Consider the following 26,474-nt stretch of genomic DNA (forward strand, 5'->3'; position numbering starts at 1 on the left):
AAAAACTACTGTTTAAAAGAATTAGCAAGATAACCTTATAATCTCATAGCATATACACCTAAGCTGGCAATTGCTATTTTAAAGTTTTCTATAAAATTTTCAAAGAGAGGGTTGTTTTTTTAAATCTTCTAAAAAAAATAAAAATATAGGAATACATTTCATAAAAAATACATATTTTTATAAAACACCGTTTTACTATATGAAACACTTTTAATTTTATTTTAAGTTGAAAATAAAGTATCTTTAGTGTTTCTAAAATGGTTTTATTAAGATAGATAAGCATGTATAAACCAACACTCGACTACGCACAACAACTAGATAAAGAAGACAACTTATCTCATTTAAGAGCACAGTTTTATATTCCGAAAGATACAAAAGGGAATGATTGGTTGTATTTTACAGGAAACTCTCTTGGACTGCAACCAAAACAAACACAACAATACATTCAACAAGAACTAGACGATTGGGCAAAATATGGAGTTGAAGGACATTTTGAAGCCAGAAATCCATGGATGCCTTACCATGAATTTTTAACTAATTCGATGGCAAAAATTGTAGGAGCAAAACCCTTGGAAGTAGTAGTGATGAATACCTTAACGACTAACTTACACTTGTTAATGGTGTCGTTTTACCAACCTACTAAAACAAAATATAAGATAGTCATTGAGAGTGATGCCTTTCCTTCAGATAGATATGCTGTGCAATCACAATTAGAATTTCATGGATTTGATGCAGAGGAAGGATTGATAGCGTGGAAACCACGTGAAGGTGAGGAATTGTTACGTATAGAAGACCTAGAAAAAATAGTAGACGAACAAGGTGATGAAATAGCGCTGTTGTTAATCGGAGGTGTGAATTATTATACAGGTCAGTATTTAGATATCAAACGAATTGCTGAAATAGGACACGCTAAAAACTGTATGGTAGGGATTGATTTAGCACACGGTGCAGGAAATATTTCTCCAGAATTACACGATAGCGGAGTAGATTTTGCGGCTTGGTGTACCTATAAATATCTCAACTCTGGTCCAGGAAGCTTAGCAGGATTGTTCGTGCACGAAAAACATGCACATAACAAAGAATTGCCACGTTTTGCTGGTTGGTGGAATCATAATAAAGAAACCCGTTTCAACATGCGTCAACCATTTGACGTTATGCCAGGAGCAGAAGGATGGCAGTTGTCGAATCCGCCTATTTTATCGATGGCAGCCATTAGAGCCTCGTTAGACATGTTTGAAGAGGTGGGAATGCCAGCTTTGCGAGCAAAATCAGAGAAATTAACAGGATATTTTGAATATTTAATCAACCAGATTGATACGGATAGGATTAAAATCATAACCCCGTCAAATCCAAAAGAAAGAGGATGTCAATTATCCATTCAAGTACAGAACGCCGATAAAAGCTTACACCAAAAACTAACCGAAAACAATATCATTACCGATTGGAGAGAGCCTGATGTCATTCGTTGTGCACCAGTACCTATGTATAATAGTTTTGAGGATGTGTATAGAATGGTAGAAATTTTAAAAACCTTGTTATAAAACAAGTAAGGCGTCATAACGAGGAAGGTAATGACGAAGTTATCTCATAAAAACAAAGAGATTGCCACAGCAAATTAAAATTTGCTTCGCAATGACAAATACAAATGAATAATAAAGACAACATAGTAATTATAGGTGCTGGTTTATGCGGAAGTTTATTAGCACTTCGTTTAGCACAAAGAGGGTATAAAGTTGATGTATATGAAAGCCGTCCAGATTTACGCGTTACAGATATTTCAGCAGGACGTTCTATCAACTTGGCATTATCTGACCGTGGATTCAAAGCGCTTCGTTTATGTGGCGTAGAAGAAAAAGCTCGTGAAATTTGTATTCCGATGTATGGACGCCTAATGCACGATAGAGAAGGGAACACCTTTACATCTAACTATTCGGGCAGAGAAGGAGAGTATATCAATTCTATTTCACGTGGCGATTTAAACGGAATTTTGTTAACTGAGGCAGAGAAACACGAGAACGTAAACATTTATTTCAATACGGAGTGTACCTCTGTAGATATAGAAAATACCATAGCGCATTTTAAAAATCAGGACACAAAAGAAGAATTTTCAGTAGATGGAACGGTGATTTTTGGTACCGATGGCGCTGGATCTTCATTGAGAAAGAGTTACTATTTAGAAAGAAAATTTTTGTTTAGCTATTCACAGAATTTCTTAACGCACGGGTACAAAGAGTTAGAAATTCCAGCAGACAAACGAGGAAAGCATCAGATAAGTAAAGACCATTTGCATATTTGGCCACGTGGAGAGTATATGCTAATTGCGTTGCCAAACTTGGATGGAAGTTTTACCGTAACCCTATTTTTAAGTTACGACGAAGGAGCGTACAATTTCAATAACTTAACTTCTGAAGAAAAAATTACGGAGTTTTTTGAAAAAGAATTTTCAGATGCGTTAGAGTTGATTCCGAGTATAAAAGACGAGTTTTTCAACAATCCTACAGGAGCTTTAGGAACGGTAAAATGTTCACCTTGGCATTATCAAAATAAAACCCTGCTAATGGGAGATGCGGCACATGCGATAGTTCCTTTTTACGGACAAGGTATGAATGCTTCTTTTGAAGATGTTACGGTTTTTGATGCAATTTTAGATACACACGAAGGAGATTGGCAAGCTACTTTTAAAGTGTATGAAAAAGCACGCAAAAAAGATACCGATGCGATTGCAGATTTAGCGATTGACAATTTTTATGAAATGCGCGATCATGTTGCCAATCCGTTATTTAAGCAAAAGAGAAAATTAGAAATGGATTTAGAAGAAACGTTTCCAAATCAATATTTTTCAAAATACTCAATGGTGACTTTTAATGAAGAGATTCCCTATGCAGAAGCAATGAAAAAAGGACGTGCACAAGACAAAGCCTTGTTAAATATGGTAGCCCATAACGATTTAGATGCTATTACCGATTTGAGCGAAGTATTAAAAAAAGTACAAGAAGAAACCAATGAAATCTTAGAAGAAGATGAAATAGCGGGGTTAAGATAGTTTATTTTAGCCCTCTTTTAAGTTTAAAAAACTCTTGTTCTAAAAAAGAAAGCTTGTCTTCAACAGAGAAATTGAAATCAGGAACTCTTCTAAAAAACACATATCGTATTTTCCATACTTCTTTAATTTCTTTGATAGAAAATGTTTTATCAGGTACATTTTTATGATCAGCCCTTAATACAATCGAATCATTGGTACAGTATAATCTTCGCAGGATCAATTCACCTTTAGCAAGGGTAAGTGCCAGTTCTCCGTTGTTTAGCTTTTTAATGATGTTGTTAGGTACAAATTCTCCTATTACCATATCTTTTGGATACAAACCACTGTCATGATTCGCCATTTCTAAATTTGTAACGGTGTATGCCCTGAATTTTTTTTGAGGATTAATAGGTAGTTGAATTTCAGGTAAATCATTAATAAATGCAGGTTTATTATAATGTTCAAGATATTGTGCGATTGTATTTTCGGTAATGCAAGGAATTTTAGCATAGGTTTCTTTCGGAGTGTCGCCAGATTCAAGAGTTAAATTTTCTTTGAATTGGAGTAAATTATTAACGGTAAGCTCTGAAGTTAATAGATTGTCTATCGGAATGCTAAAATAATTAGCAATTTTGATAATGGTATCAATCTTTGGTTCGCTTCTTCCTTCCTCGTAAGCCCCCAGTGTAGCTCTCTTTAAGTCAAATATTTCAGCAAATGCCTGTTGGCTCAAGCGTTTTACTCCTCTAATTTTTTTTATGTTTTTACCAAAAAATGACATATTTTGCTAATTTTATTTGCTAATTAATTTTAAATACGTATATTTGAGCAAACAATATTAGCTAATAAGTTTTGTTTTTGCTATTTTTTTTAGTTAAAAATTTAAAAAATGTATTGTGTAATTAAAAATTGTTAAAATTATGGTGTTAATAATAGTGTACTTAGGGTCTTTAGTTTTAGAAACTTTTTTGTAATATTATTGCTTAAAAAGAGAGCTATATTAAATTAATCAAACTACTTAAAAATGAATGAATATTTCAGTAAAATAAAAGGTTTTTTACTTGAGTTAAATTTCAATATCACAAGAGAAAACCTAAACGATGGGATTTTTGTTATAGAAAAAGAAAACGAAGGAATTAAAAATTTAATTATAGGAGTTGCAGACCCTATTATAATTTTTGAGCAATATATATTTAAAATCAAACAGCCAAATCAAGATGTTTTTAAAAGTTTATTGCAAAAGAATAGAGATATAATACACGGAGCTTTTGTGCTAGATGAAAGTGGTGAACGTGTTATTTTTAGAGATACGCTTCAGTTAGAAAATTTGGACGCAAATGAATTTGAAGCAAGTTTAAATTCGCTTAGTTTGCTGCTAAGCGAGTATTCAGACCAAATAATTAACTTTTCAAAATATTAAAAAACAAAAGATGAATTTTTTTAAAAGACTTTTTAAAATAGGGCAATCTGAGGCAAACTCTGCTATAGATAAAATGGAAGACCCTATTAAAATGACAGAACAAGGAATTAGAGATTTAAAATTAAATCTAGAAAAAAACTTAGAATCGCTGGCGCAGGTAAAAGCGTTAGCAATACGAGCTAAAAGCGATGTAGAAGAATTAACTTCTAAGGCGCAAGATTACGAACAAAAAGCCATTTTAATTTTGAAAAAAGCGCAAAAAGGAGCTATAGAAACTTCTGAAGCAGACCGACTCGCAAAAGAAGCTTTGATACAAAAGGAAGAAATGCATCAAAAAATTACCATGGCAAAAAAAGAAATGGTTCAATTTAATACTTCGGTGAGTCAATTAGAGCATAATGTTCAAGAAATTAAGCAGAGTATTAACAAATGGGAGAACGAACTAAAAACATTAAAAGCAAGAGTTAAAGTCTCAAAAGCAACTAAAAACTTAAACAAGCAAATGGCAGATATCGACAGCGCAAGTACAGTTTCTATGCTTGAACGTATGAAAGATAAAGTACGCCAAGAAGAAGCTTTAGCAGAGGCGTATGGAGATATCGCTAAATCTTCTAAGTCCTTAGACCAAGAACTGTCAGAAGCTGCCGATGAAACAGAAACTTCTGCTGAAGAAAGTTTGTTGAAACTAAAAGAAAGTTTAAAAATAAACGATAAAGACGCATAACATTGAACACTTTTACTGATATTATTTTTTCGCCTGTAAACCTACCCTTAACAATTTTAGTAATGATTCTGTTGTTGTACTGGGTAGTAACGATGATATCTGGAATTGATTTTGACTTAGATGTTGATGTCGACGTAGATGTAGATATGGATGCCGATTTCGATATCGATTCAGATTCAGGTATTGAAGGCGGAAATGCAGATTTTCACGATGTTTCAAACGCAGAGGTTACCAAAGAAGACGTACTAAAAAACAGAAAGAAACCATTAAAATGGTGGCAAGTTTTTCTCATTTATTTCAACTTTGTAGGGTTGCCATTCATGTTCACCTTTACCTGTTGGATTTTTATCTGGTGGATTTTAACAGCGGTGCTAACCGTATTGACAGGTAGTATAAACAATAGTTTTGGTTTTGTGTTAATGCTGGCGGGATTCCTTCCTTCGTTATTCATCAATAAAATATTTACAACGCCATTTAAAAGTTTTTTCAAAAATTTGAACCAGCATGGTGATGCTCCTATCGATATTGTAGGTAGAGTGGGAGTTTCTTTGTCTAACATCAAGGACAAAAAATTAGGTTCAGCAGAAGTAAAAGCAGAGGGCACTCATTTATCAATTAATATTAAATCGTTGGACGGAAGTCCGATCCAATACAGAGAGCAAATCTTGATTATCAAACAAAGCCAAGACAAATCTTTTTATTATGCACAATCATATATCAATTAACAACAAATAAAAAAAAGAACTATGACAAACAGTTTATTACAAATTATCGGAACAGGAATAGGGCTAATTCTATTTCTTATTATTCTATACTTTGCTATCATAGCAATGTTCTACAAAAAAGTACCACAAGGACAAGCCTTGGTGCGTACTGGTTTTGGAGGAACTAAAGTAGCAACCGATAAAGGAATGTACGTAATTCCAGTGTTTCACAGAGTAGAAATCATGGATATTTCTGTAAAGAAAATCCAAATAGAACGTTTAGGTAACGACGGATTGCTTTGTAAAGATAATATGCGAGCCGATATAAAAGTTGCCTTTTTTGTAAGAGTAAATAACGAGGTAGAATTCATTAAAAAAGTAGCTCAAACCATAGGTTGCGACAGAGCGTCGGATATTTCGACATTAGAAGATTTATTTGAAGCTAAGTTTTCTGAAGCATTAAAAACAGTAGGTAAAAAGTTTGATTTTACAGAGTTATATGAAGCTCGTAGAGAATTTAGAGATGAAATTGTAGATATTATTGGAACCGATTTGAATGGCTACACGCTTGAAGATTGCGCAATCGATTACTTAGAGCAAACCTCAGTATCGTATTTAAAAGCAGATAATATTTTAGATGCCGAAGGAATCAAAAAAATTACCGAATTAACTGCTGCACAGAATATCAAAGCAAACTTGATTAAAAGAGATGAAGAAAAAACCATCAGAAAGCAAGATGTAGAAGCACGTGAGGCTATTTTAGAATTAGATAAACAATTGGCGGAAAAAGAAGAGCAACAAAAACGAGAAATTGCCAATATTAGAGCTCGCGAAGAAGCAGAAATATTAAAAGTGAATCAAGAAGAGCTGTTAAAATCTGAAACAGCAAGAATAGCAACAGAAGAAAAAGTACAGGTTGCTGAAGAAAATAAACAACGCCAAGTTATTGTAGCAGCTAAAAATAAATTGCGTACCGATGTAGTGGAAACCGAAAGAGTAGAGAAAGATAGAATGTTAGAAGCCACTGAGCGCGAACGTATTGTTACACTAGCCCAAATCGAAAAGGAAAAAGTAGTTGAAGTAGAGAAGAAGAATATACAAGATGTTATTCGCGATCGCGTAACCTTAGAAAAAGGAGTTGTTCAAGAGCAAGAGAATATGAAAGATATTCAGGCATTTAAAACAGCAGAAAGAGAAAAGCAAGTAACCATTACGTTAGCAGAAGCAAAAGCCCAAGAAGATTTAATTAAAACGATTAAAGAAGCAGAGGCACAAAAAGAGGCAGCAAAACAAAAGGCTGAAGAAATTAATATTGAAGCACAAGCACATAAAGAAGCAAGTGAAAAAGAAGCAGAGGCTCGTAAAACATTAGCCGATGCAAAAGCAAAAGAAGAAGCTACTTTAGGAATGTCTGAAGCACAAGTAATGCATGCGAAAGCAGATGCTAGTGAACGATTTGGTACTATGGAGGCTCTTATCATAGAGAAGAAAGCGAAGGCAGAGGCAGTAGGAATTGAAGCCAAAGCAGAAGCCTTGAGAAAAGAAGGAATGGCTGAAGCAGAAATTATCAGAGAAAAAGCCTTAGCAGATGCGGCAGGAATTGAAGAGAAAGCAGCAGCAATGAAAAAACTTGATGGAGTTGGTAAAGAGCACGAAGAGTTTAAATTGCGTCTTGAGAAAGATTTAAAAGTAGACTTAGCACATATCAACATCCAAAAAGACATCGCAGATGCTCAAGCCAATGTGATTGCGCAAGCTTTAAAATCTGCTAAGATTGATATCGTAGGTGGAGAAACAATGTTCTTTGAGCAAATAATGGGACAAATTACCAAGGCGAAAGGATTGGATAAGATGATAGAAAACAGCACCAATTTACAGGAGGTAAAAGACGCCATACTAAGTAGTGATGATGTAAAAGGAAACTTAATGGAGCGGATAAGAGATTTTGGCGTGAAATACGGAATATCTTCTGAAGATATTAAAAACGTAACGATTGCAAATTTACTAATGACCCTGAAACAAAGAGCTACCTCTGATGAAGATCAAACATTTTTAAGCAATCTCTTTAGCCTAGCAAAAGGTTTAGATATTTCTAATAAAAAAATGAGTTAGAAGAATACCTGTCTCCGAGTATTGACTTTTCAATACTCGGAACTTGTTTAAGGTGTTTTAAAAATTAATTTTAACTCGTATTTTGTATGGATAATCAACAACTTGATGGCGGAACTTATGAGATTATTCAGAGTCGTCTTCAAAAACAAAAAAAAGAGCTACTTGATAGGTTACAAAGATTAAATGACGCTAGAAAGCATGTATTTGGTACTATTGAAACGAAGCTAATTGCCAACGATAGAATCAATACAGAAAATAACTGTATCGCGAGAGATATCGTTTCTCTGGGAAATACGTCAATCTTTGGATACAATGTTCACTTCGGACTAAGAACAGACATTCAATTATCAGATGTTTTTAGTGCCTATGAGTTTAAAGAGAATCGCTTTCAGCCTAAGTCTCTAGACTTTCTATATAACGAAACTTTTATAACCGATTTCACGAATTTATATAAATATTATCGAAATACCATTTTTGCAAAATTTGCAATCATCGATAATTACCTTCACATGGTTTTTCAGCTAAGTGAGAATAAAACGGATATAAAAACCTTTAAATGGTTTATTAAGGAAAACGAACTAGTCTATGTCGATAATAGAAGCGAACACGAATACAAGTTTCCAAAACAACACGAATTTAACTGGCAAGAAGTAACCAGAGATATGCACCGTTATGGTACGCATTCTCATATTTCTATTTTAGATAAAGTTTTTGTTGAAACCATTGGAGGAGACTTAACGATTAAGATAGAAGACAATACAGATGAAGGAAAAGGAATTCTTGAAGAACCAGTAGAACATATCGATCAAACATTAGATGATGGTCAGTTTCGCTATGCAGATTTAGGAAACCTTATTTTACTTGAAATAAAACCATTTCAAGAAGAAGCACGTTATTTTATTTATAACCACAAATTACAAGAAGTTCAAAAAGTAGACAGCATTAAAGACTGTGCGGTATTGCTGCCAGATGACCAAGGGCTTATTTTTCCTAACGGATATTATTTACAAACAGGCGAGTATAAACTTTTTGAAAATGATACTAAAAAAGTAAAGTTTCAAGAGAAAATAGTATCTCCTAACGGAGAAGACTTTTTATACGTGTTTTATGCAACAATAAGAGGGTTATACATTTTAATGTCTTACAATATCATTGAACAAGAGGTAAAAACACCAATTATTTGTAACGGCTTTACGATTTTAGAGAATGGAGAATTGTGTTATTTCAAAACAGAAAACGAGCAAACAAAACATCATGTCGTACAGATTTGGCAAACTCCTTATGTAAAAACAGATAACATCCCTTCATTACACAAAGATACCTTGCTGTATAAAATTGGTAATAAAGATATTGTAAAAGCAATGGCAGAGTGCCATGAATTAATAACACTTTTAAACAAAGAAGATAGTTACGCTGGTTTATATAGTGACATCGCTAAAAAATCTAACGATATCAATAGTAGTTATTATTGGATAAATGAACCAGAAACAGAACAATTAAGCATACCAGTTGCCGAAATTAATGAAGCAGCAAATGCTGCTATTGATGAATTTGAAAGGGTAACTCAATTAAAGCAACAAGCAGCCAAAGAAGGCAAGAGTATTCAAGAAAAATCAAATGAACTTTTAAGCAAGATTAAAAGTACTTCTTTTAAGACCATAGAAGATTTTGTTGAATTGTTGAACCAATTACGCGTATTAAGAGGGCAAGTAATCAGCTTAAAAGATGTTCGTTACATAGCCACTGATATCTTAGAAGAAATAGAAAACTCGATTGAAGAACAAAGTACGATTATCTCAAAAAGATGCGTAGAGTTTTTATTAAACGACCAAGCTTTAAAGCCTTACCATAAACGTGTTAAAGAAAAACAGCACGAATTAACAGCTATCAAAAAGGTAGTAGAAGCTAAGAAACTTGAAAAAGAAGTAGACCAAATAACCACAGATTTAGAACTCCTAATTGAAATTGTAACAAATTTAGAAATAGAAGATACTTCCCAATCAACCAGAATTATTGATAATATCTCTTTAATCTTTGCCACATTAAATCAATTAAAAGCAGGGATTAAAAACGCAATTAAAACCTTAGGAAGTAAAGAGGCGAAGGCTGACTTTGCGGCGCAGTTAAAACTCATCGACCAAAGCATCATCAATTACATTGATATGGCTACCACGCCAGAAAAATGCGATGAATACCTAACAAAAATAGCAATTCAGTTAGAGGAAATTGAAGGCAAGTTTGCCGATTTTGAAGAATTTATTTCTTTAATTATAGAGAAGAGAGAAGAAGTACATAATGCTTTTGATGCCCGAAAAAATACCATACTAGAAAAAAGAAACAAAAGAATAGAAGCCTTAAGTGCCGCTTCCGAAAGAATTTTAAAAAGTATAGCAAAAAAAGCACAAAGTTACTCTTCAGTTGAGGATATTAACGGGTATTTTGCGGCTGATTTAATGATTAACAAAGTTAGAGATATTGTTAGTCAATTAAAAGAATTAGAGGCAGTTGGTAAAGCCGAAGCTATAGAAACACAACTTAAAGTAGCTAAAGAAGATGCTTTAAGAAAGTTAAAAGACAAACAAGAACTATACGAAGATGGTGAAAACATAATTCGCTTAGGAAAACATAAATTCGGAGTTAATAAACAACCCTTAGACCTATCCATAGTATATAAAAATCAAACCTTACAGTACCATCTAACAGGAACAAATTTCTATCAAGAAGTTGAAAACGAGATGCTACTCAAGTCTGAAAAATATTGGAATCAAGAACTTGTTTCAGAGAACAATGTGGTGTATAGAGCTTCTTACTTGGCGTATAAATTATTTACCACTCATGCGACAGAAGAATTGTTAAAGCTAAACGAACAAGATTTATTAACACTCATTCAGAAAGAAAGCGGAAACTTGTTTGCAGAAGGATATGTAAAAGGAGTGCATGATATTGATACGTGTAAGATATTACACACGCTAGTTCATAAACATCACGAATTAGGACTATTAATATATGCTGCAAAAATTAGGGGGTATGCCCAATATTTTTGGAACTCTTTGTCTAAAGAAAATCAAGATTACTATCACTTTACGATAAAAGCTTCCGGAGACGTTTTACGATTTTTTCCAGAAAGTAAAGAGTACGACTTCTTAATCGATAAGTTAGAAAAAGAAATAATTGCTTTTTCAGAAGAAACATTATTATTCTCAAAAGAAGCAGCAAAAACAATCGCTAGTTATGTATTCAACCAATTAAGAGCAGCAAATTCATTTGTAGTTAGTGCTATTGCGTTGGGAATAAAAGAAGATTTTATAAAATATCTAACAAAACAAGATGCCTTGCACGTGTTTAAAAGCAATCTTGAAAAAACTACAAATTATAAAGCAAAAATTCAGTTAACGAAACAATGGGTAAGCTCATTTATAGCATCTATTGAAGGAGACGAAAATTATACAGATGAAGTAATTTCGTTATTGCTATTTCACCAAGAGCCGAATGCAGTTTTACATGTAAATCCGCAAGAAATAATTAAAGGACTAAAAGGAGAGCATACGACTATTGTTGAAGGAAACTTTGAATTTAATTATCATAAATTTATTGAAAAGCTAGAAGCTTTTTCAAAAGAAGATGTCCCAAATTTTCTAGCCTATAAAGAAGCCAAGCACCTACTTGTAGAAAATTTAAAAGAAACATTAAAGTTAAATGAATTCAAGCCAAGGGTATTGTCTTCTTTTGTTAGAAATAAATTAATAGATGAGGTTTATTTTCCCTTAATAGGAGATAATTTATCGAAGCAATTAGGTACGGTAGGAGATAACAAACGTACAGATAGAATGGGTATGTTGCTTTTAATATCACCACCAGGTTACGGAAAAACGACGTTAATGGAGTATTTGGCCAATAGGTTAGGACTTGTCTTTATGAAAATTAACGGACCAGCCATAGGACACGAAGTAACATCAGTAGACCCAGAAGCAGCGACAAATTCTGCATCTAGAGAAGAACTCAAAAAGTTAAATCTAGCATTTGAAATGGGAGATAATGTGATGTTGTATTTAGATGACATTCAACACTGTAATCCGGAGTTTTTGCAAAAATTCATTTCCCTTTCTGACGGAACAAGAAAAATAGAAGGAGTTTACAACGGAAAACCTAAAACCTATGATTTAAGAGGAAAAAAGTTTTGCGTAATTATGGCAGGAAACCCCTACACCGAAAGCGGAGATAAGTTTCAAATACCCGATATGTTGGCAAACCGAGCAGACATATATAACTTAGGAGATATTATAGGAGACACCGATCATTTATTTAAACTTAGTTTGATAGAAAATTCATTAACATCGAACCCTATACTACACCAATTAAGTAGTAAGTATTTTGAAGATGTTTACGCCTTGATAGATAGAGTTGAAAACAATACTCAAGAAAATGAGTTGAAAGGAAATCACACGAAACAAGAAGTTCAAGATTATATTTCAGTTTTAGAAAAAGTAATAGCCATAAGAAATACCATCTTAAAAGTGAATAAAACATATATTGAATCTGCAGCAAAAGAAGATCAGTATAGAACAGAACCCTCTTTTAAGTTACAAGGTTCGTACCGAGATATGAACAAATTGGTAGCGAAAGTAGTACCCATAATGAATGACAGTGAGTTAAAAAGATTGGTGTTGTCTCATTATGAAAGCGAGTCTCAAACGTTGACTTCTTCTGCGGAAGCAAATTTATTGAAATATAAAGAGTTGATAGGCGATATATCAGACAATGAAGCGAAACGATGGAGCGATATAAAAGAAATTTTTGTTAAGAATAACAAGTTAAAAGGCTTCGGAAATAAAAATGAAATGGCACAAATATTAAATCAAATGATGTCGTTTTCAGATAATTTAGAAGGAATTAAAGAAGTTTTAAAGAAAGGACTAGAAGGATAAAATGCGTACAGTTATTATTTTATTAAGAGGAATTAATGTGTCAGGTAAAAACAAATTACCTATGACAGAATTAAAAACCCTGTTAGAAGAACTCGGATATCATGATGTAAAAACCTATATCCAAAGCGGAAATATTGTGTTGAAAACTGATGAAACTTTGAAAGACGTAGCAAACAAGATTCACATAAAAATTAAAGAAAAATATAGCTACGATGTTCCTGTGTTGGCAAAAGAAGTAAAAGAAATAGAAGAAATACTTCAAAACAATCCCTATCGTCATGTGCCCGAAAAGCAACGATATCTTACCTTTTTGTTTCATGAAACTCAAATAAATGAAGTAGAAGTAGACGCGAAAGAAGATGAATTCACCATTTTAAAAGATGTAGTTTATGTAAATGCAGTAGGAGGATACGGAAAAACAAAATTGACGAATAATTTTTTTGAAAGAAAGTTAAAAGTTTCAGCAACTACCCGTAACTTTAAGACCTCAAATAAATTAATAGAATTAGCCAATTCGTAAACGTCATTACGAGGAGAGAAATGACGAAGTAATCTTATAAAAAGATTGTTTCAACTTTTAAAAGTTTCGCAATGACGATTAAAAACATAACACATGGACAGTAAAGTCATCAAAGGAAAAGCAATACCTAGAGGGAAATTTCCGCATGTAAAACAAGTAGGAGATTTCATTTATGTATCAGGAACAAGTTCTCGAAGACCCGACAACTCTTTTGAAGGTGTTGAAGTAGATGAATTCGGAACAACCAACTTAGATATTAAAAAACAAACTCGTGCAGTAATCGAAAACATTCGTGATATTTTACAAGAAGTAGGCGCTGACCTGTCAGATATCGTAGATGTGACTTCATTCTTGGTAAATATGAATGACTTTGGAGGCTATAATCAAGTATATGCTGAATATTTTGACTATAACGGCCCTACTAGAACAACCGTAGCAGTACATCAATTACCACACCCACATTTATTGATTGAAATTAAAGTAGTGGCGTATAAAAAAAAGAATAAAGAACCGAGAACCAAGATAAAAGAAGTCTATTTTCTTTTTTCTTTTTTTCTTGAATCTGTAAATGAAATGAACATTAAAAATTACATAAACGGAGAATTGGTAGCACCAGTGGCAAACAATTATATAGACAATCACAATCCATCTATTGGAGAAGTGTATGGTCAAATACCAAATTCTACTACTGAAGATGTTGAAAAAGCATATCAAAGTGCCAAAGCTGCTTTTAAGCAGTGGTCGAATACTACTTTAAATGAACGCAGCAATATTCTATCGAAAATAGCACAGTTAATTCAACAGAAATTACCTGAATTGGCAGAAGCGGAAGCTAAAGATAATGGAAAGCCTTTAAGCTTAGCTACAGCGATTGATATTCCGAGAGCCTCGTCAAATTTTCAGTATTTTGCCGATGCGATTACGCAATTTTCTTCCGAAGCTCACGAAAGTGTTGGTTTAGGAGCCATGAATTTTACGTTGCGTGAGCCTATCGGAGTAGTGGGGTGTATTTCTCCATGGAATTTACCACTCTATTTGTTTACGTGGAAGATTGCTCCTGCGATTGCAGCAGGAAACTGTGTCGTAGCAAAACCTAGTGAAGTTACGCCAATGACTGCTTATTTATTAGGGGAGATTTGTAACGAAGCAGGTTTGCCAAAAGGCGTGTTGAACATAGTCCACGGACTAGGGACTACCACAGGGCAAGCCATTATTGAGCATCCAGATATCAAAGCGATTTCATTTACAGGAGGAACGGCTACGGGAGCGCATATAGCTCGTACAGCAGCACCGATGTTTAAGAAATTGTCGTTAGAGTTAGGAGGAAAAAATCCAAATATCATTTTTGCAGATTGCGATTATGAGAAGATGTTAGAAACTACAGTTCGTTCATCCTTTGCCAATCAAGGACAGATATGTTTATGCGGAAGTAGAATTTTTGTAGAAGAAACGATCTATGAACAATTTAAAAAAGATTTTGTTCAAAAAGTATCACAATTAAAAGTAGGAAATCCTTTTGATGAAGATACTCATATCGGCGCTTTGGTGTCGAAGCCTCATTTAGAAAAGGTAAAATCTTATATTGATATTGCCGAACAAGAAGGAGGTAAAATTCTTTTTGGAGGAAATACAATTACGGTAGAAGGAAGCGAAAATGGCTATTACTTAGAACCAACCATTATTGAAGTTTCCAACAATCAATGTCGATTAAATCAAGAAGAGATTTTCGGGCCTGTAGTGACGTTGATGTCCTTTAAAACAGAAGAAGAAGCCTTAGAATTAGCCAATGATGTGGTATACGGGTTATCATCTACCTTATGGACGAATAATTTAACAAGAACCATGAGTATGTCTAAAAAACTCCATACAGGAATTGTTTGGGTAAATACGTGGTTATTACGTGATTTAAGAACCCCATTTGGAGGTCAAAAAGCAAGTGGAGTAGGACGTGAAGGAGGTTTTGAAGCCTTGCGTTTCTTTACAGAACCCAAAAATGTATGTATAAAATATGAATAAAGCACCAAGATGATAGAACAAAGAACCAAGACAAAATCTCGATTCTTCATTCTTGATTCTTTTTATCTTAAAACAAATGAATTTAAATTTAGAAAATAAGAACGCCTTGGTATGTGGCAGTACCCAAGGAATAGGAAAAGCAGCGGCAATACAATTAGCTGAAGAAGGAGTAGATGTAACCTTAGTAGCTCGAAATGAGGAAAAACTACAAGCAGTGTTAGCTGAATTGAATGAGGTGTCTCAGCACAGTCAAAGACACAACTATATCGTAGCAGATTTTACCAACCCGACAGATTTAAAAGAAAAGTTAGCAGCAATAAATTTGCAGTTTCATATTTTGGTGAACAATACAGGAGGTCCCGCAGGAGGTCCAGTGTTCAATGCTACATTAGAAGAGTTTGAACGCGCTTTTACCATGCACTTAAAATGCAATCATGTATTGGTACAAGCAGTGGTGCCATTTATGAAAGAAGAAGGTTATGGTAGAATTATTAACGTAATTTCTACCTCGGTAAAGCAACCGTTAGATGGCTTGGGAGTTTCGAATACGATTCGTGGTGCAGTGGCTAATTGGAGCAAAACGTTAGCGAATGAACTAGGACAATTCAGCATTACCGTAAATAACGTATTACCAGGTGCTACTGCGACTGAGCGTTTAACAGAAATTATAAATAATAAGGCTGCTAAAACAGGTAAATCGACAGAGGAGGTTGCAGAAATGATGAAAAATGCTTCGCCAGCAAAGCGTTTTGCAAAACCCGAAGAAGTAGCCTATGCGATTGTGTTTTTAGCAAGTGAAAGAGCAAGTTTTATCAACGGAATTAATGTTCCAGTAGATGGCGGCAGAACAAAATCATTATAAATACATTCGAACGTTGCTTGATGGTGAATATTTGAAAAAATAAGTATCTTTAAGAAGTAATTAAATCATAACTCCGATTCGCCCAGTGATGAGTTCCTTCCCCTTGGGGAGGTTAGGAGGGGCATAAAAAATGAGCAAATTAGTACAACCCTTAAATTTTAAAAAGTGGATTGATGAAAACCGTCATTTATTAAAACCACCTGTTGGTAATAAGCAAGTTTGGCAAGACGGAGAATATATTGTAATGGTAGTAGGTGGTCCAAACAACCGTAAAGATTATCACTATAATGAAACACCTGAGTTTTTCTATCAATTAGAAGGAGATATGGTGCTAAAAATCATTGACGACAACGGTAAAATGATTGATGTTGAAATTAATGAAGGCGATATTTATTTGTTGCCAGGAAAAGTGCCACATTCACCACAACGCAAAGCGAATACCGTAGGGTTGGTTATTGAATATCCACGAGATGAAGGTATGATGGATGCCTTAGAATGGTATTGTGAAAGTTGTGGAAATCAATTGTATCGAGAAGAATTTGCGTTAGATAATATTGAAACCGATATGCCTGTAATTTTTGATAAGTTCTATTCTGATAAAGAGAAATGTACTTGCGATATATGTGGTACTGTTATGGAAGCGCCTAATAAGATATAGTAACCTATCGTTTCTAGGAAGACAGCAGATGTAATCAAAATAGAATTGTTAACGCAAGGTGTTCATCGAGCAAAGTCGAAATGATGCCGAAGTCATATCTCAACTTAAAAAACAGGTTACCATAGCCAAAGCCTCACAATCACACACTAAAAATGGAAAAAAGAAAGCTTAGAATAAACGGACATTCACATTTGTTACCTTATCCAGAACAAATTCCGCAGTTTATGAAAGACAAAGGGATTTTTTGGGTGGATAAAGACAGAAAGTTTATGCTGCAAAAAGATTGGAGTCGACCCGTAACAGACTCTAGTTTCTTTTTAGATGAAAAACTGGAATGGATGGAGCATTTTAAAATTGACCATGCGGTAGTTTTAAATCTATCTCAGTTATATGGAAACGGATTGCGTTTAGAAGAAATGAAGCAGGCTCTACGTTTTCAAAACGATTTTAATGCGCGTGTGCAACATGAAAATCCATCGAAATTTACAACCGGTTTCGTAGTGCATCCAGGTTTTGTTCGTGGTGCTTTATGGGAAATAGAACGTTGTGTTGAGGTGTTAGGAATGCGTTTGTTGTGTTTGCCTACCCATTATATGGATACCATTGGTACTTGGCGTTGTATATTCGATGAAGAAAACGAACCTATTTTTGAGTTAGCAAACAAGTATAATTTAGCGGTAGAAATTCATCCGTATGATGGAGAGAAATTCATTAAACTACAAAATACATCGTGGCGTTTTCACTTAATCTGGATGTTGGCACAATGTGCAGATGCCTATCACTTTTTAACGTTAAATGGCTATTACGAAAAGTATCCAAACATGCGTATTTGTTTTGCACATGGCGGTCAGTTAGCACAAATGAATTTGGGTCGACGTATTCAGGGATTTGATGGTAGACCTGATTTGTTTGAGGGTAAGCAGCACCCACGTAAAGCAGTTGGACATAAAAATATTTTCTTCGATACCCTAGTTCACGATACGGGTTCTTTAGAGTTGTTGATTAAAAATCAAGGGTCAAAACAAGTGCTTATAGGATTAGATGATCCGTATCCGTTAGGAGAAATGGAAAGTGAAAATCAGTCATCGTATCCAGGAAAAATTTTAGACTTAGCAATTGAAAGAAGTATTATTAACGAGCAAGAGAAAGATAAAATGTGGGAAGATAATGTATTGCAATGGCTGTTTGGAGACGATGAAAAAGCAAAAAAAGATTTAGTTTCTAAAATCTTACAATAAATGACTGAAGTAACACAGTTTCATAATCTACTACATGTTTGTATTTCTTTTATTGGAGCTGTGTTACTATTAGCAATTTACTACAATATTACCAAGCGATTTAAAGAAGTTTTAGAAGAAGGAAATGCAATTAAAAGAGTCGATAAAGGTCTGCTATATTTCAGTTTTGGAATGTTAGTATGGGTAGTTTCTGGTATTTGGGCTCTTTCGGCAAACCACTTTTCTTTTCAAAATACAACTATGTATCAGATAGGGGTAAATATCCTGTCAACTATCAATAATTTATTTTGGTTGCTAGCATTGTATTATGTACACGATGCTCCTAAGTTCATTTATAGAAATGAAAAGAATGTAAAGATTATTGCATTTATCATCGTTGTAGTAGCCTCTATAACTTTTTTACTATCTTCTTTGTATGGTGCAAATTTTTATTATGGAATAAAAATAGCATCGCTTCCTGATGTTTTACTAACGACTTTTTTATGTTTTTTAATGGGAGTTTCTTTTTATAGGACTTTTATGTACAGAGACTTAAAATTGGTCGCTTTTATATCTGTTATAGTCATCGTTTTACTATTTGTTTCTCAATTATCAGATGTTTTTATAGGGTTTGATAACCAATTCGTCAATCAGTTAATTAGAGTTATAGCAAAAACATCGTTACTATCGGTTTTTTTGGTATTAGCCACAAGTTGGGTAATACAGTTGGCACATACGCCAAAACCCAATGAAATGAAGATTCAGTTTTTAGATTGGTCGCTAATAAAATTGACCATTCCATCTAAAGGAATCATCAATGCTAAAATAGATTTTGGTTCGAAAACAACACAATATAAAAACTTACTAACATTTGCATATAGAAGAAAGTTTTTAGAGGCTGAAAAACAATCGATTATAGTAAATTCAGGAGGCGATATAAAAAGTCAAACATACATTACTAGAATCATAGATAATATGAATTCTATTTTAAAATTAGAAGAAGAAAAGCTGGCACGAAAAGACCTAATTACCTTTATAGGAGAAAGTAAATACCGTTTGCGAATCCTTCCAGAGCATATAGTTATTGACGAAGCATTGTTAGAAGAATATAAACAACAATTATAGCGTATGTAATCTACCCAGTAGTTTAATAAGTTTGCTTTTAGTTTTAGCGTATTCGTACTCATTTTTAATCTCTTTCAACTTACTTTCAATTAATTTTACTTCTCGGTAGTTAATTAAAAAAATAGAACTTTCTCCTAAAAAAAACTTACGTTCTTCACTTTTTACTATAACCATGTAGTCGTTTACCAGGTTTTTTAAAATCTCATTTTGTTTTTTGTATGAAGTTATTTCTCGCTCAGTAGCGGTAATTTTATTTAGCAAAGAGACTCTTGTCGATGCAATTTCAAAATCAATATCTTGTAATTTAATCTTAGCAAGTTGTAAATCTCCTCTTGATTTTCGTAAAAATAAAGGAACACTAATTTGAAGAGCACTTTTATAATTAGCGGTATTAAAAGCATCAAAATTATTCACTTTTGAAGCTAGGAAATTATATTGATAATCTATTGTAGGTAATAAATTATTTATTTTTAATCGTTTATTGATTTCTAAATTTCTTTTCTTTAACTCAAGAATTTTTAGTTTTGGGTGATTTTCAATTTGATTATCAAATAAGGCGCTTACCGATGTTTTTAAAATAATATCAATATTAGAAAAGGTATCGGTGTCAGGAATGATACCTTCTTTTAATTCCATAGGAATATTATTTCCAATCCATAAATAATTAGAAAGTTCTAAGGTAGATTTGATGTATTTAATATTGGCTTTTTCTAAATCTAAATCTCTACTCTTTAAGTTAATATTGGCTTCTAAAGTATCGATTGCAGGTTTATCTCCAGCCTCAAAATTTTTCTTTACATTTCTTAATCGAACACTAGCATTGTTATAATAGTCTTTATGCACCGTATAGTTTTGGTAATACTGTAACCAATTTAAGTAGGTGTTTATGGCTTCAAACAAAATATCATTAATTACTAATTGCTGCTCTAATTCGCCCTGCTTTGTGTATAGTTTGGCCTGTTTTAAAGTAGCCATTCTCTTATTGATAAATAAATCTTTGGCAAGTGAAACAGATACGCCTACATTGTACAAACCATTATCGGGAGTATTGCCTTCTGGGTTTAGGTACTGGCCAGAGTTATTTTCGTAATTCCCCTTCAATTCGATTCCGTACCAAGTCGGAATTTTAAAAGTTGAGTTCAGTTTTTTGTAGTACTCAGTATCTTTAAACTCTTTTTTACTATAATCTACTTCTATCTTAGGGTCAAAAGCACCTCTTGCTTTCAATAGTTTAGCTTCGTTAGTACTGGTAATAAGCTGGGCTTGCTTAATTACTGGATGGTATTTTTTTACATACCCTAAGTATTCTTCTAAACTAAGTAGAGTAGTGTTGTTGTTTTGTGCTGTTGCTACAAAACTCAGTAATAAAAAAAGGATGTTTATTCTTTTCATTGAATATTTTTTAAAGAAACTCTTTAATTTTAATGCAACATACTAATAAGACACAAACAAGTTAAGAGTAATTGCTTATTTTTTCTTCTTGGTTTTTTCATCAGATTCTTTATTTTCAGGCTGATAGAAGTTAGGAGGGAAGCTGTTAATTTGTCTCCATAACTCAAACCAAATAGGAACATTCTCTAACAAAGCAATGGTTTTTGCACCCGAACCTACTCTAATTGCTTCTGGCCAAGGCTCTTCATTTTCGTTAGGAACAATCAATACACGGTATTTTCCGTTACTACTAATAAAGTTTTCAATGGCAACGATTTTAGCACCATACGTTCCGTAAGAAACATTGGGCCAACCGCTAAAAATAATAGCAGGCCAACCATCAAATTGTACACGAACATCTTCTCCTATATGTATCAGAGGCAAATCTATAGGTTCTATAAACATTTCAACAGCCAAGTCGTAATTTGAAGGCATAATATTTACCAATTGCTCTCCTTCTTTAAAGGTTTCTCCAATACCAGATTTAATGGCTTTGTTAATATATCCGTCTTGCGGAGCAGTAATAAAAAGTAAGGAGTTTCGCTTGCTGTAATTGGCTAAGCTTGTTTCTAACTTTGAAACCTGAACTTCTGCATCGTATGCTCCCGACTGAGCGCTGTATAAACTGCTTTCTGTTTTTGAAAGCTTATCGGCATAAGAGGCCTGTGTGCTGCTTATAGCCAATTGTGCGTTAATAATATCGTTTTTTGTGGTAAAAAATTTATTTTCTTGCGAAATTAGCTTCGCAGAGAGTTCTTGCAGTTTAGCTCTTTTTTCTTCAACATCTTTCACCGCTTTTAAACCTTCTTTTTCTAACAGTACCACTCGGTCAAACTGTGTTTGTGCTATTTGTTGTTTTATTTTAACTGCTTCTAAATCGATACTATCACTTTTGGCTTTTAAATACGCCTGCTTTAATTTGTTCTTTGCTTGTTCTAGTTTTAGTACACGTTCTTGTTTAATCGCATTTATTTGATTTTGTAGGGCTATAATCTTGTTGTTATATGCCTTTGCAGATAGTGTTTTAGAGTTTAACTGATTGCCTGTTCTTTCGGCGAGTTTCGTGTCAAAATAGCCGCTTTTTACTTCAGAGACTCTTAAAATTGTATCTCCTTTTTTTACAAAATCACCCTCTTGAACAAACCACTCTTCGATACGCCCAGGAATTTGAGATTGTAAGGTTTGTGGACGTTGATTGGGTTTTAATGTGGTTACTTGCCCTTTGCTAGATACATTCTGTGTCCAAGGTAAAAACAATATAATTAGTAATATAATTGAAAAAGCAAGTAAGAATTTCTTAAACGTTTTATGATGCTCTTTGGTAAAAATTTCTTTCCCAGACTTTAATTTTGTTATGTCAATTTGGTCAGAAATTCTGTTATTTGATATGTTTAACATAAGTGCCTATGATTTGAAGTTAACGATACTACCTTTGTTAAGGGTAATTTGCTTATTACATTTGTCTTGCCAGTTATCATTACGACTTATAATAATTAAACTCCATGGTTGAGAAATATCAGTAATAAAATTAATAATATTTTTAGCTTCACTCTTTTCAAACTGATCTAGTGGGTCTTCTAAAATGAGTAATTTTGGTTTTTTAATAATGGCTCTTGCAAGAATAATTTTCTTGGCTATGGTGTAACCTATAAGTTTTCCTTCAGGTTTTAAATAGGTGTCTAAGCCATTGGGTTGCTGTTTTAAAAAGTCAGTTAAACCAACTATTTTAAACGCAGTATGAATTTCTTCGTCTGAGATAGACTTATTACCAAAAGTGACATTTTCTCTGATGGTTCCTTCAAAGGGAGACTCTTCTGAAAAAGACAAGCCTAAATTAGAGCGGTAATTATTAATGAAAATACTTTTTAAAGATAGGTCGTTTACAAAAATATGTCCTGCAGTAGGTTCAATTATTCCTGCAATAAGTTGTATTAAACTTGATTTTCCAGAACCACTGCCTCCTTGAATTAAAATTCTATCATTTGGATTTATTTCAAAGGAAACGTTACTAATTACAGGACTGCGTCTGTTTTCTACAACATAGGAAACATTTTGAACTTCAATTTTAAAAGGAATATTTGGGTTAATATCGCTTCCTTTTTGTGACTCAATAGGTTTGTCTATAACTTCTCCTAACTTTTCTAAAGAGGTGAGTACATCATAAAAAGACTCCAATCCTAAAATGAGTTTTTCTACAGAATTAATAATTAAGATGATAATGATTTCGGCAGCAACGAATTGACCAATATTCATTTGTTGTGTTAATACTAAAAAACCTCCCATAAGTAGCAAACCCGCCGTGATAACTACTTTGAAGCTAATCATTTGAATGTACTGCAATACGAGTACATTAAAGTGACTTTCTCTTGATTTTAAATAATCATTTACTAAAGTGTCACATTTCGCAATAGCTAATTGTGTCTTACCAGATACTTTAAAGCTTATAATAGTTCGAGCTGTTTCTTGTAACCAATGTGCAACTTTATACTTGTTTTTAGACTCTTTTAAACTAGTATCTAGTCCTTTTTTCGCTGTATACTTAAAAACAATGTAAATTAACAGCAAAACAAGCAATCCAAAAATGATAAAGAACGGGTGGTAAAAAGATAACAAAAGCAAAGCAAAAATAATTTGTAGCAGTGCTGATGGAACATCAATCAAAATTTTTGAAATTCCTTTTTGAATAGTCAAGGTATCAAAAAATCGATTAGCGAGTTCTGGCGGATAATAGTTGCGCAACTCACTCATTTTAATTTTAGGAAATCGATAACTAAGCTCTAAAGAAGATAGGGTGAAAATTCGTTGTTGTATGGTTTCAATAATTCTAAACTGCATTAGTTTTAAAAGGCCGCTAAAGGCAACACCACAGGTAACCAATATAACCAATACAATCCAAGAAGCAGATACTTGTGCCGCTTGCAATAAATTTATAATGGCTTGTACCCCTAAAGGGAGAGATAGGGCTACAGCACCTTCAAAAATGGCATAGTAAGCAATTTGTAAAGTGTCTTTTTTTCTAGCTTTAGTAACCCCAAAAAGCGTTGCCAAGGGGTTAGTTTTTTATCTTCGTTCATTAAAAAGTGTGTTTAAAGTTAAGTCAATAAAAAAGGATGTAGGAGTTAGGTCTTCATCACAATTCGTTAGTGATTTGAAGTGTTGTTTTATAAATTGTTGGTGTAAAGCTCCTTCAATTACAGTACTGGCCAGTGTTAACGGATGCTGGTAAGCATTATTGTAATTCATAATGATTTCAGCAAAACGTTTCACGACTTCTTTATACAGTTTAAAAAAACCTTCTTTATTTTCTATATCCACTTCTTTTGTTGAGTATGATTTAGCATTTTCATTAATTACTATTAAATTTAGTAAAACTTCATTAATATGGGTAAAGTTATTATCTTTTTCAGTTCTTCTAGTAAGAACTTCTATTGCTTTGATTAATTTTTCTTTCGGATTATGTATGCTATACGTTTCTAACACTAATTGATATTGAAGCCAGCCCCAGTACCAAGAAGTTAGGTAAATTAAAAGTTTGTGTTTGCTTTCAAAATAACGATAAATAGAACTTTCATTAGAACCTATTAAGTTACCTAGCTTTTTAAAATTGAAGTTTTCAAATCCAATTTCTTCGATTAAGATAATACTATTTTCTATAATTCTCTTCCCTAAATCAGAAGTTTCTGGATCTTTTATGTAAATACCAGAAGGGACTTCAATTTTTAAATTTGATAGTAATTTTTTCATTATTTAAAATTTAAAGCGCAAATATAATAGTATTACTTTTAATTTAATGATGCTTACTATTAAATTGATGTTAAATTTTTGCTTATAAGAGTTACAAAAACTTACATAAGCTTATTTTTTGCTACAATTTACTACATGTCTTCGGTATTCGTATGTCTAAAAATACATTCGCAGAAACTTAAAATTTATGGAAGATATGAACTCAAAAACTGATTTTTTAGGTCATCCTAAGGGACTATTATACTTGTTTTTTGCTGAATTGTGGGAGCGTTTTTCTTTTTACGGAATGCGAGCTTTGCTGGTTTTGTATATGACCAAACACTTGTTGTTTACAGATGAGATGTCTTTTGGTATATACGCAGCATATATGTCTTTAGTATATGTAACTCCGATGATAGGGGGAATGTTAGCTGATAAAATTTTGGGGTTTAGAAAGGCAATTGTTTTGGGAGGGTTGTTGATGGCATTAGGACATTTCTTTTTGACTTTTGAACACCCTGCTTTTTTTTATGGTTCACTATCTCTAATCATTGTCGGAAATGGTTTTTTTAAACCCAACATCTCTTCTTTTGTTGGAAAATTGTACAAAGAAGGAGATGTTAGAAAAGATGCTGGTTTTACCATTTTTTATATGGGAATAAATATTGGAGGTGCATTAGCACCACTATTGTGTGCATGGTTAGCTGAAGTGTATGGTTGGCATTACGGATTTATTTTGGCGGGCATAGGGATGTTAGTAGGCTTATTGGTTTTTAAAGGTGGAGTGAAGTACAACGTTTTTGAAGGACAAGGCTTGGTTCCAGATCAAGCATTATATGATGAAAAGCAGTTTGGAGTTAAAAAAGGGAATTTGGTAACCATCGTAGCATTTCTGTCAGTACCAATTTTCGCATTGATTATTTATTATTATCAATTTGAACATTATTTGGTTTGGATAGTATCGGTAGTACTTATGCTTTTTTTATTTAAAATTTTTAGAAGTGTAACTGCTAAAGAACGTAAAAAATTAGCTGTAGCTATATTCTTTACAGTTTTATATACGCTGTTTGCTGCAATTTTTGAACAGGCAGGTAGTTCGTTAACACTGTTTGCTGACAGGAATGTTAATTTAGTAGGTATGAATGCAGCGCAAACCAACAGTATCAATTCAACCTTTATCATTTTAATGGCAATCCCGTTTTCAATGCTTTGGGGGTATTTACATAAAATTCATAGAAACCCAAATTCTGTGGTAAAATTCGGATTAGGGTTGTTCTTTTTAGGAGTAGGTTTTATAACCTTCGGTTTATCGGGTTATCAGGTTGATGAATTGGCCAAAACACCAATGATGTATTTAATTGTAGGATACTTTATACTAACAACTGGAGAGCTGTTCTTGTCTCCTATAGGATTGTCTAAAATGACAGAGTTGTCGCCACTAAAGTACACTGCTTTTATAATGGGAGTGTGGTTTTCAGCGAACTTTTACGGGCATTTTTTCGCAGGAAAAATAGCAAATTTAACAACTGTTGTAAACGGTAGTTTAGGAGTGTTTTCAGAAGGCTTTTTTGGAAAAGTAACTACGGTATTTACAGGTTTGTCGTCGAGAACAGTTTTAGAGCAATCAGAGGATTTTCATCAATTATATACGTATGTTTCTGTGTATGCCAATCTAGGAGTCATTTCAGCAATCATAGGTTTGTTCGTCATTGCTTTTTATAAGCCAGTAAAAAAATGGATGTTTGAAGTGTATTAAAAGAAAAAGTCTAAGAAACTATTCAGAGATTGTTACACGCAACAGAAAAGTTTAAGATTTACAGAAAATACCCTGTAAGAAAAGGGATACTTTAAAATCAGTAAATTTCTAAGAATTTTTTTCTCTTGGGTTATATTAATTTGGAAGGTAAAGAAATATATGATTTGACATTACATAAAAAAAGACTCACACACAAGGGAGTAAGTCTTTAATATAAGGGAAATTGAAACAATTATAAGGGGTTGTTTCAGGTGCAAAT

At 33.3% G+C, this 26,474-nt stretch carries 18 protein-coding genes and 2 pseudogenes; 15 read left to right on the forward strand and 5 right to left on the reverse strand.

Annotated features, from left to right (window positions below):
• Positions 1-281: 281 nt before the first annotated feature.
• Both kynU and P8625_RS15970 read left to right on the forward strand, forming a co-directional pair.
• Positions 282-1,541: a kynureninase gene (kynU, locus tag P8625_RS15965; protein WP_279651409.1), complete on the forward strand. Its 1,260-nt coding sequence runs from the start codon at positions 282-284 to the stop codon at positions 1,539-1,541.
• 104 nt (positions 1,542-1,645) lie between these two features.
• Positions 1,646-3,043 (forward strand): FAD-dependent oxidoreductase, encoded by a 1,398-nt coding sequence (locus P8625_RS15970; protein WP_279651410.1) that lies wholly within the window; start codon positions 1,646-1,648, stop codon positions 3,041-3,043.
• Between the two features lies 1 nt (position 3,044).
• Here P8625_RS15970 and P8625_RS15975 read toward each other — a convergent pair whose 3' ends face one another.
• The gene (locus tag P8625_RS15975; protein ID WP_279651411.1) at positions 3,045-3,803 is read right to left on the reverse strand and encodes a helix-turn-helix domain-containing protein; all 759 of its coding nucleotides are present in this window, start codon (positions 3,801-3,803) and stop codon (positions 3,045-3,047) included.
• Positions 3,804-4,046: 243 nt separating this feature from the next.
• Here P8625_RS15975 and P8625_RS15980 point away from each other — a divergent pair, with 243 nt between their 5' ends.
• The 12 genes and pseudogenes from P8625_RS15980 to P8625_RS16035 all read left to right on the forward strand — a co-directional run bounded on the left by P8625_RS15980 (position 4,047) and on the right by P8625_RS16035 (position 19,305).
• Positions 4,047-4,442, forward strand: a complete 396-nt coding sequence (locus tag P8625_RS15980; protein ID WP_279651412.1) for a type III secretion system chaperone family protein — start codon at positions 4,047-4,049, stop codon at positions 4,440-4,442.
• Between the two features lie 10 nt (positions 4,443-4,452).
• On the forward strand, positions 4,453-5,166 hold the full coding sequence (locus tag P8625_RS15985; protein ID WP_279651413.1) for a PspA/IM30 family protein: 714 nt from the start codon (positions 4,453-4,455) through the stop codon (positions 5,164-5,166).
• 2 nt (positions 5,167-5,168) lie between these two features.
• A complete protein-coding gene (locus P8625_RS15990; RefSeq protein ID WP_279651414.1) occupies positions 5,169-5,891 on the forward strand; it encodes a hypothetical protein in 723 nt (240 codons plus the stop codon).
• Between the two features lie 21 nt (positions 5,892-5,912).
• Complete coding sequence (locus tag P8625_RS15995; protein WP_279651415.1) at positions 5,913-7,982, forward strand: flotillin family protein; 2,070 nt, start codon at positions 5,913-5,915, stop codon at positions 7,980-7,982.
• A gap of 86 nt (positions 7,983-8,068) precedes the next feature.
• On the forward strand, positions 8,069-12,907 hold the full coding sequence (locus P8625_RS16000) for a DNA repair ATPase (protein WP_279651416.1): 4,839 nt from the start codon (positions 8,069-8,071) through the stop codon (positions 12,905-12,907).
• A 1-nt stretch (position 12,908) separates the two neighbouring features.
• Positions 12,909-13,427: a DUF1697 domain-containing protein gene (locus tag P8625_RS16005; RefSeq protein ID WP_279651417.1), complete on the forward strand. Its 519-nt coding sequence runs from the start codon at positions 12,909-12,911 to the stop codon at positions 13,425-13,427.
• Between the two features lie 93 nt (positions 13,428-13,520).
• Positions 13,521-13,907, forward strand: a pseudogene (locus tag P8625_RS16010) (RidA family protein); the annotation flags it as partial.
• 93 nt (positions 13,908-14,000) lie between these two features.
• Positions 14,001-15,443 carry an aldehyde dehydrogenase gene (locus P8625_RS16015; protein WP_279652977.1) on the forward strand — a complete coding sequence of 481 codons (1,443 nt, stop codon included), beginning with the start codon at positions 14,001-14,003 and terminating at the stop codon, positions 15,441-15,443.
• A gap of 76 nt (positions 15,444-15,519) precedes the next feature.
• Positions 15,520-16,305 (forward strand): SDR family oxidoreductase, encoded by a 786-nt coding sequence (locus P8625_RS16020; RefSeq protein ID WP_279651418.1) that lies wholly within the window; start codon positions 15,520-15,522, stop codon positions 16,303-16,305.
• A gap of 130 nt (positions 16,306-16,435) precedes the next feature.
• Positions 16,436-16,963 carry a 3-hydroxyanthranilate 3,4-dioxygenase gene (locus P8625_RS16025; RefSeq protein WP_279651419.1) on the forward strand — a complete coding sequence of 176 codons (528 nt, stop codon included), beginning with the start codon at positions 16,436-16,438 and terminating at the stop codon, positions 16,961-16,963.
• A gap of 152 nt (positions 16,964-17,115) precedes the next feature.
• Positions 17,116-18,201: an amidohydrolase family protein gene (locus tag P8625_RS16030; RefSeq protein WP_279651420.1), complete on the forward strand. Its 1,086-nt coding sequence runs from the start codon at positions 17,116-17,118 to the stop codon at positions 18,199-18,201.
• Positions 18,202-19,305, forward strand: coding sequence for a hypothetical protein (locus tag P8625_RS16035; protein ID WP_279651421.1), 1,104 nt, complete (start codon positions 18,202-18,204; stop codon positions 19,303-19,305).
• Here P8625_RS16035 and P8625_RS16040 read toward each other — a convergent pair.
• The 4 genes and pseudogenes from P8625_RS16040 to P8625_RS16055 form a co-directional block, all read right to left on the reverse strand.
• Positions 19,300-20,697, reverse strand: coding sequence for a TolC family protein (locus P8625_RS16040; protein WP_279651422.1), 1,398 nt, complete (start codon positions 20,695-20,697; stop codon positions 19,300-19,302). The two genes, P8625_RS16035 and P8625_RS16040, sit on opposite strands and share 6 nt — an antisense overlap.
• 75 nt (positions 20,698-20,772) lie before the next feature.
• Positions 20,773-22,134, reverse strand: coding sequence for an HlyD family secretion protein (locus tag P8625_RS16045; RefSeq protein WP_279651423.1), 1,362 nt, complete (start codon positions 22,132-22,134; stop codon positions 20,773-20,775).
• Between the two features lie 6 nt (positions 22,135-22,140).
• Positions 22,141-23,810, reverse strand: a pseudogene (locus P8625_RS16050) (peptidase domain-containing ABC transporter).
• Positions 23,797-24,480, reverse strand: coding sequence for a TetR/AcrR family transcriptional regulator (locus P8625_RS16055; RefSeq protein ID WP_279651424.1), 684 nt, complete (start codon positions 24,478-24,480; stop codon positions 23,797-23,799). The pseudogene P8625_RS16050 and the gene P8625_RS16055 overlap by 14 nt, the downstream one beginning before the upstream one ends.
• 196 nt (positions 24,481-24,676) lie before the next feature.
• Between P8625_RS16055 and P8625_RS16060 the strand changes: the two genes are divergently transcribed.
• Positions 24,677-26,215, forward strand: coding sequence for a peptide MFS transporter (locus tag P8625_RS16060; protein ID WP_279651425.1), 1,539 nt, complete (start codon positions 24,677-24,679; stop codon positions 26,213-26,215).
• Positions 26,216-26,474 lie beyond the last annotated feature (259 nt).

The sequence above is a fragment of the Tenacibaculum tangerinum genome (genome assembly GCF_029853675.1).
Taxonomy (GTDB): Bacteria; Bacteroidota; Bacteroidia; order Flavobacteriales; family Flavobacteriaceae; genus Polaribacter; species Polaribacter tangerinum_A.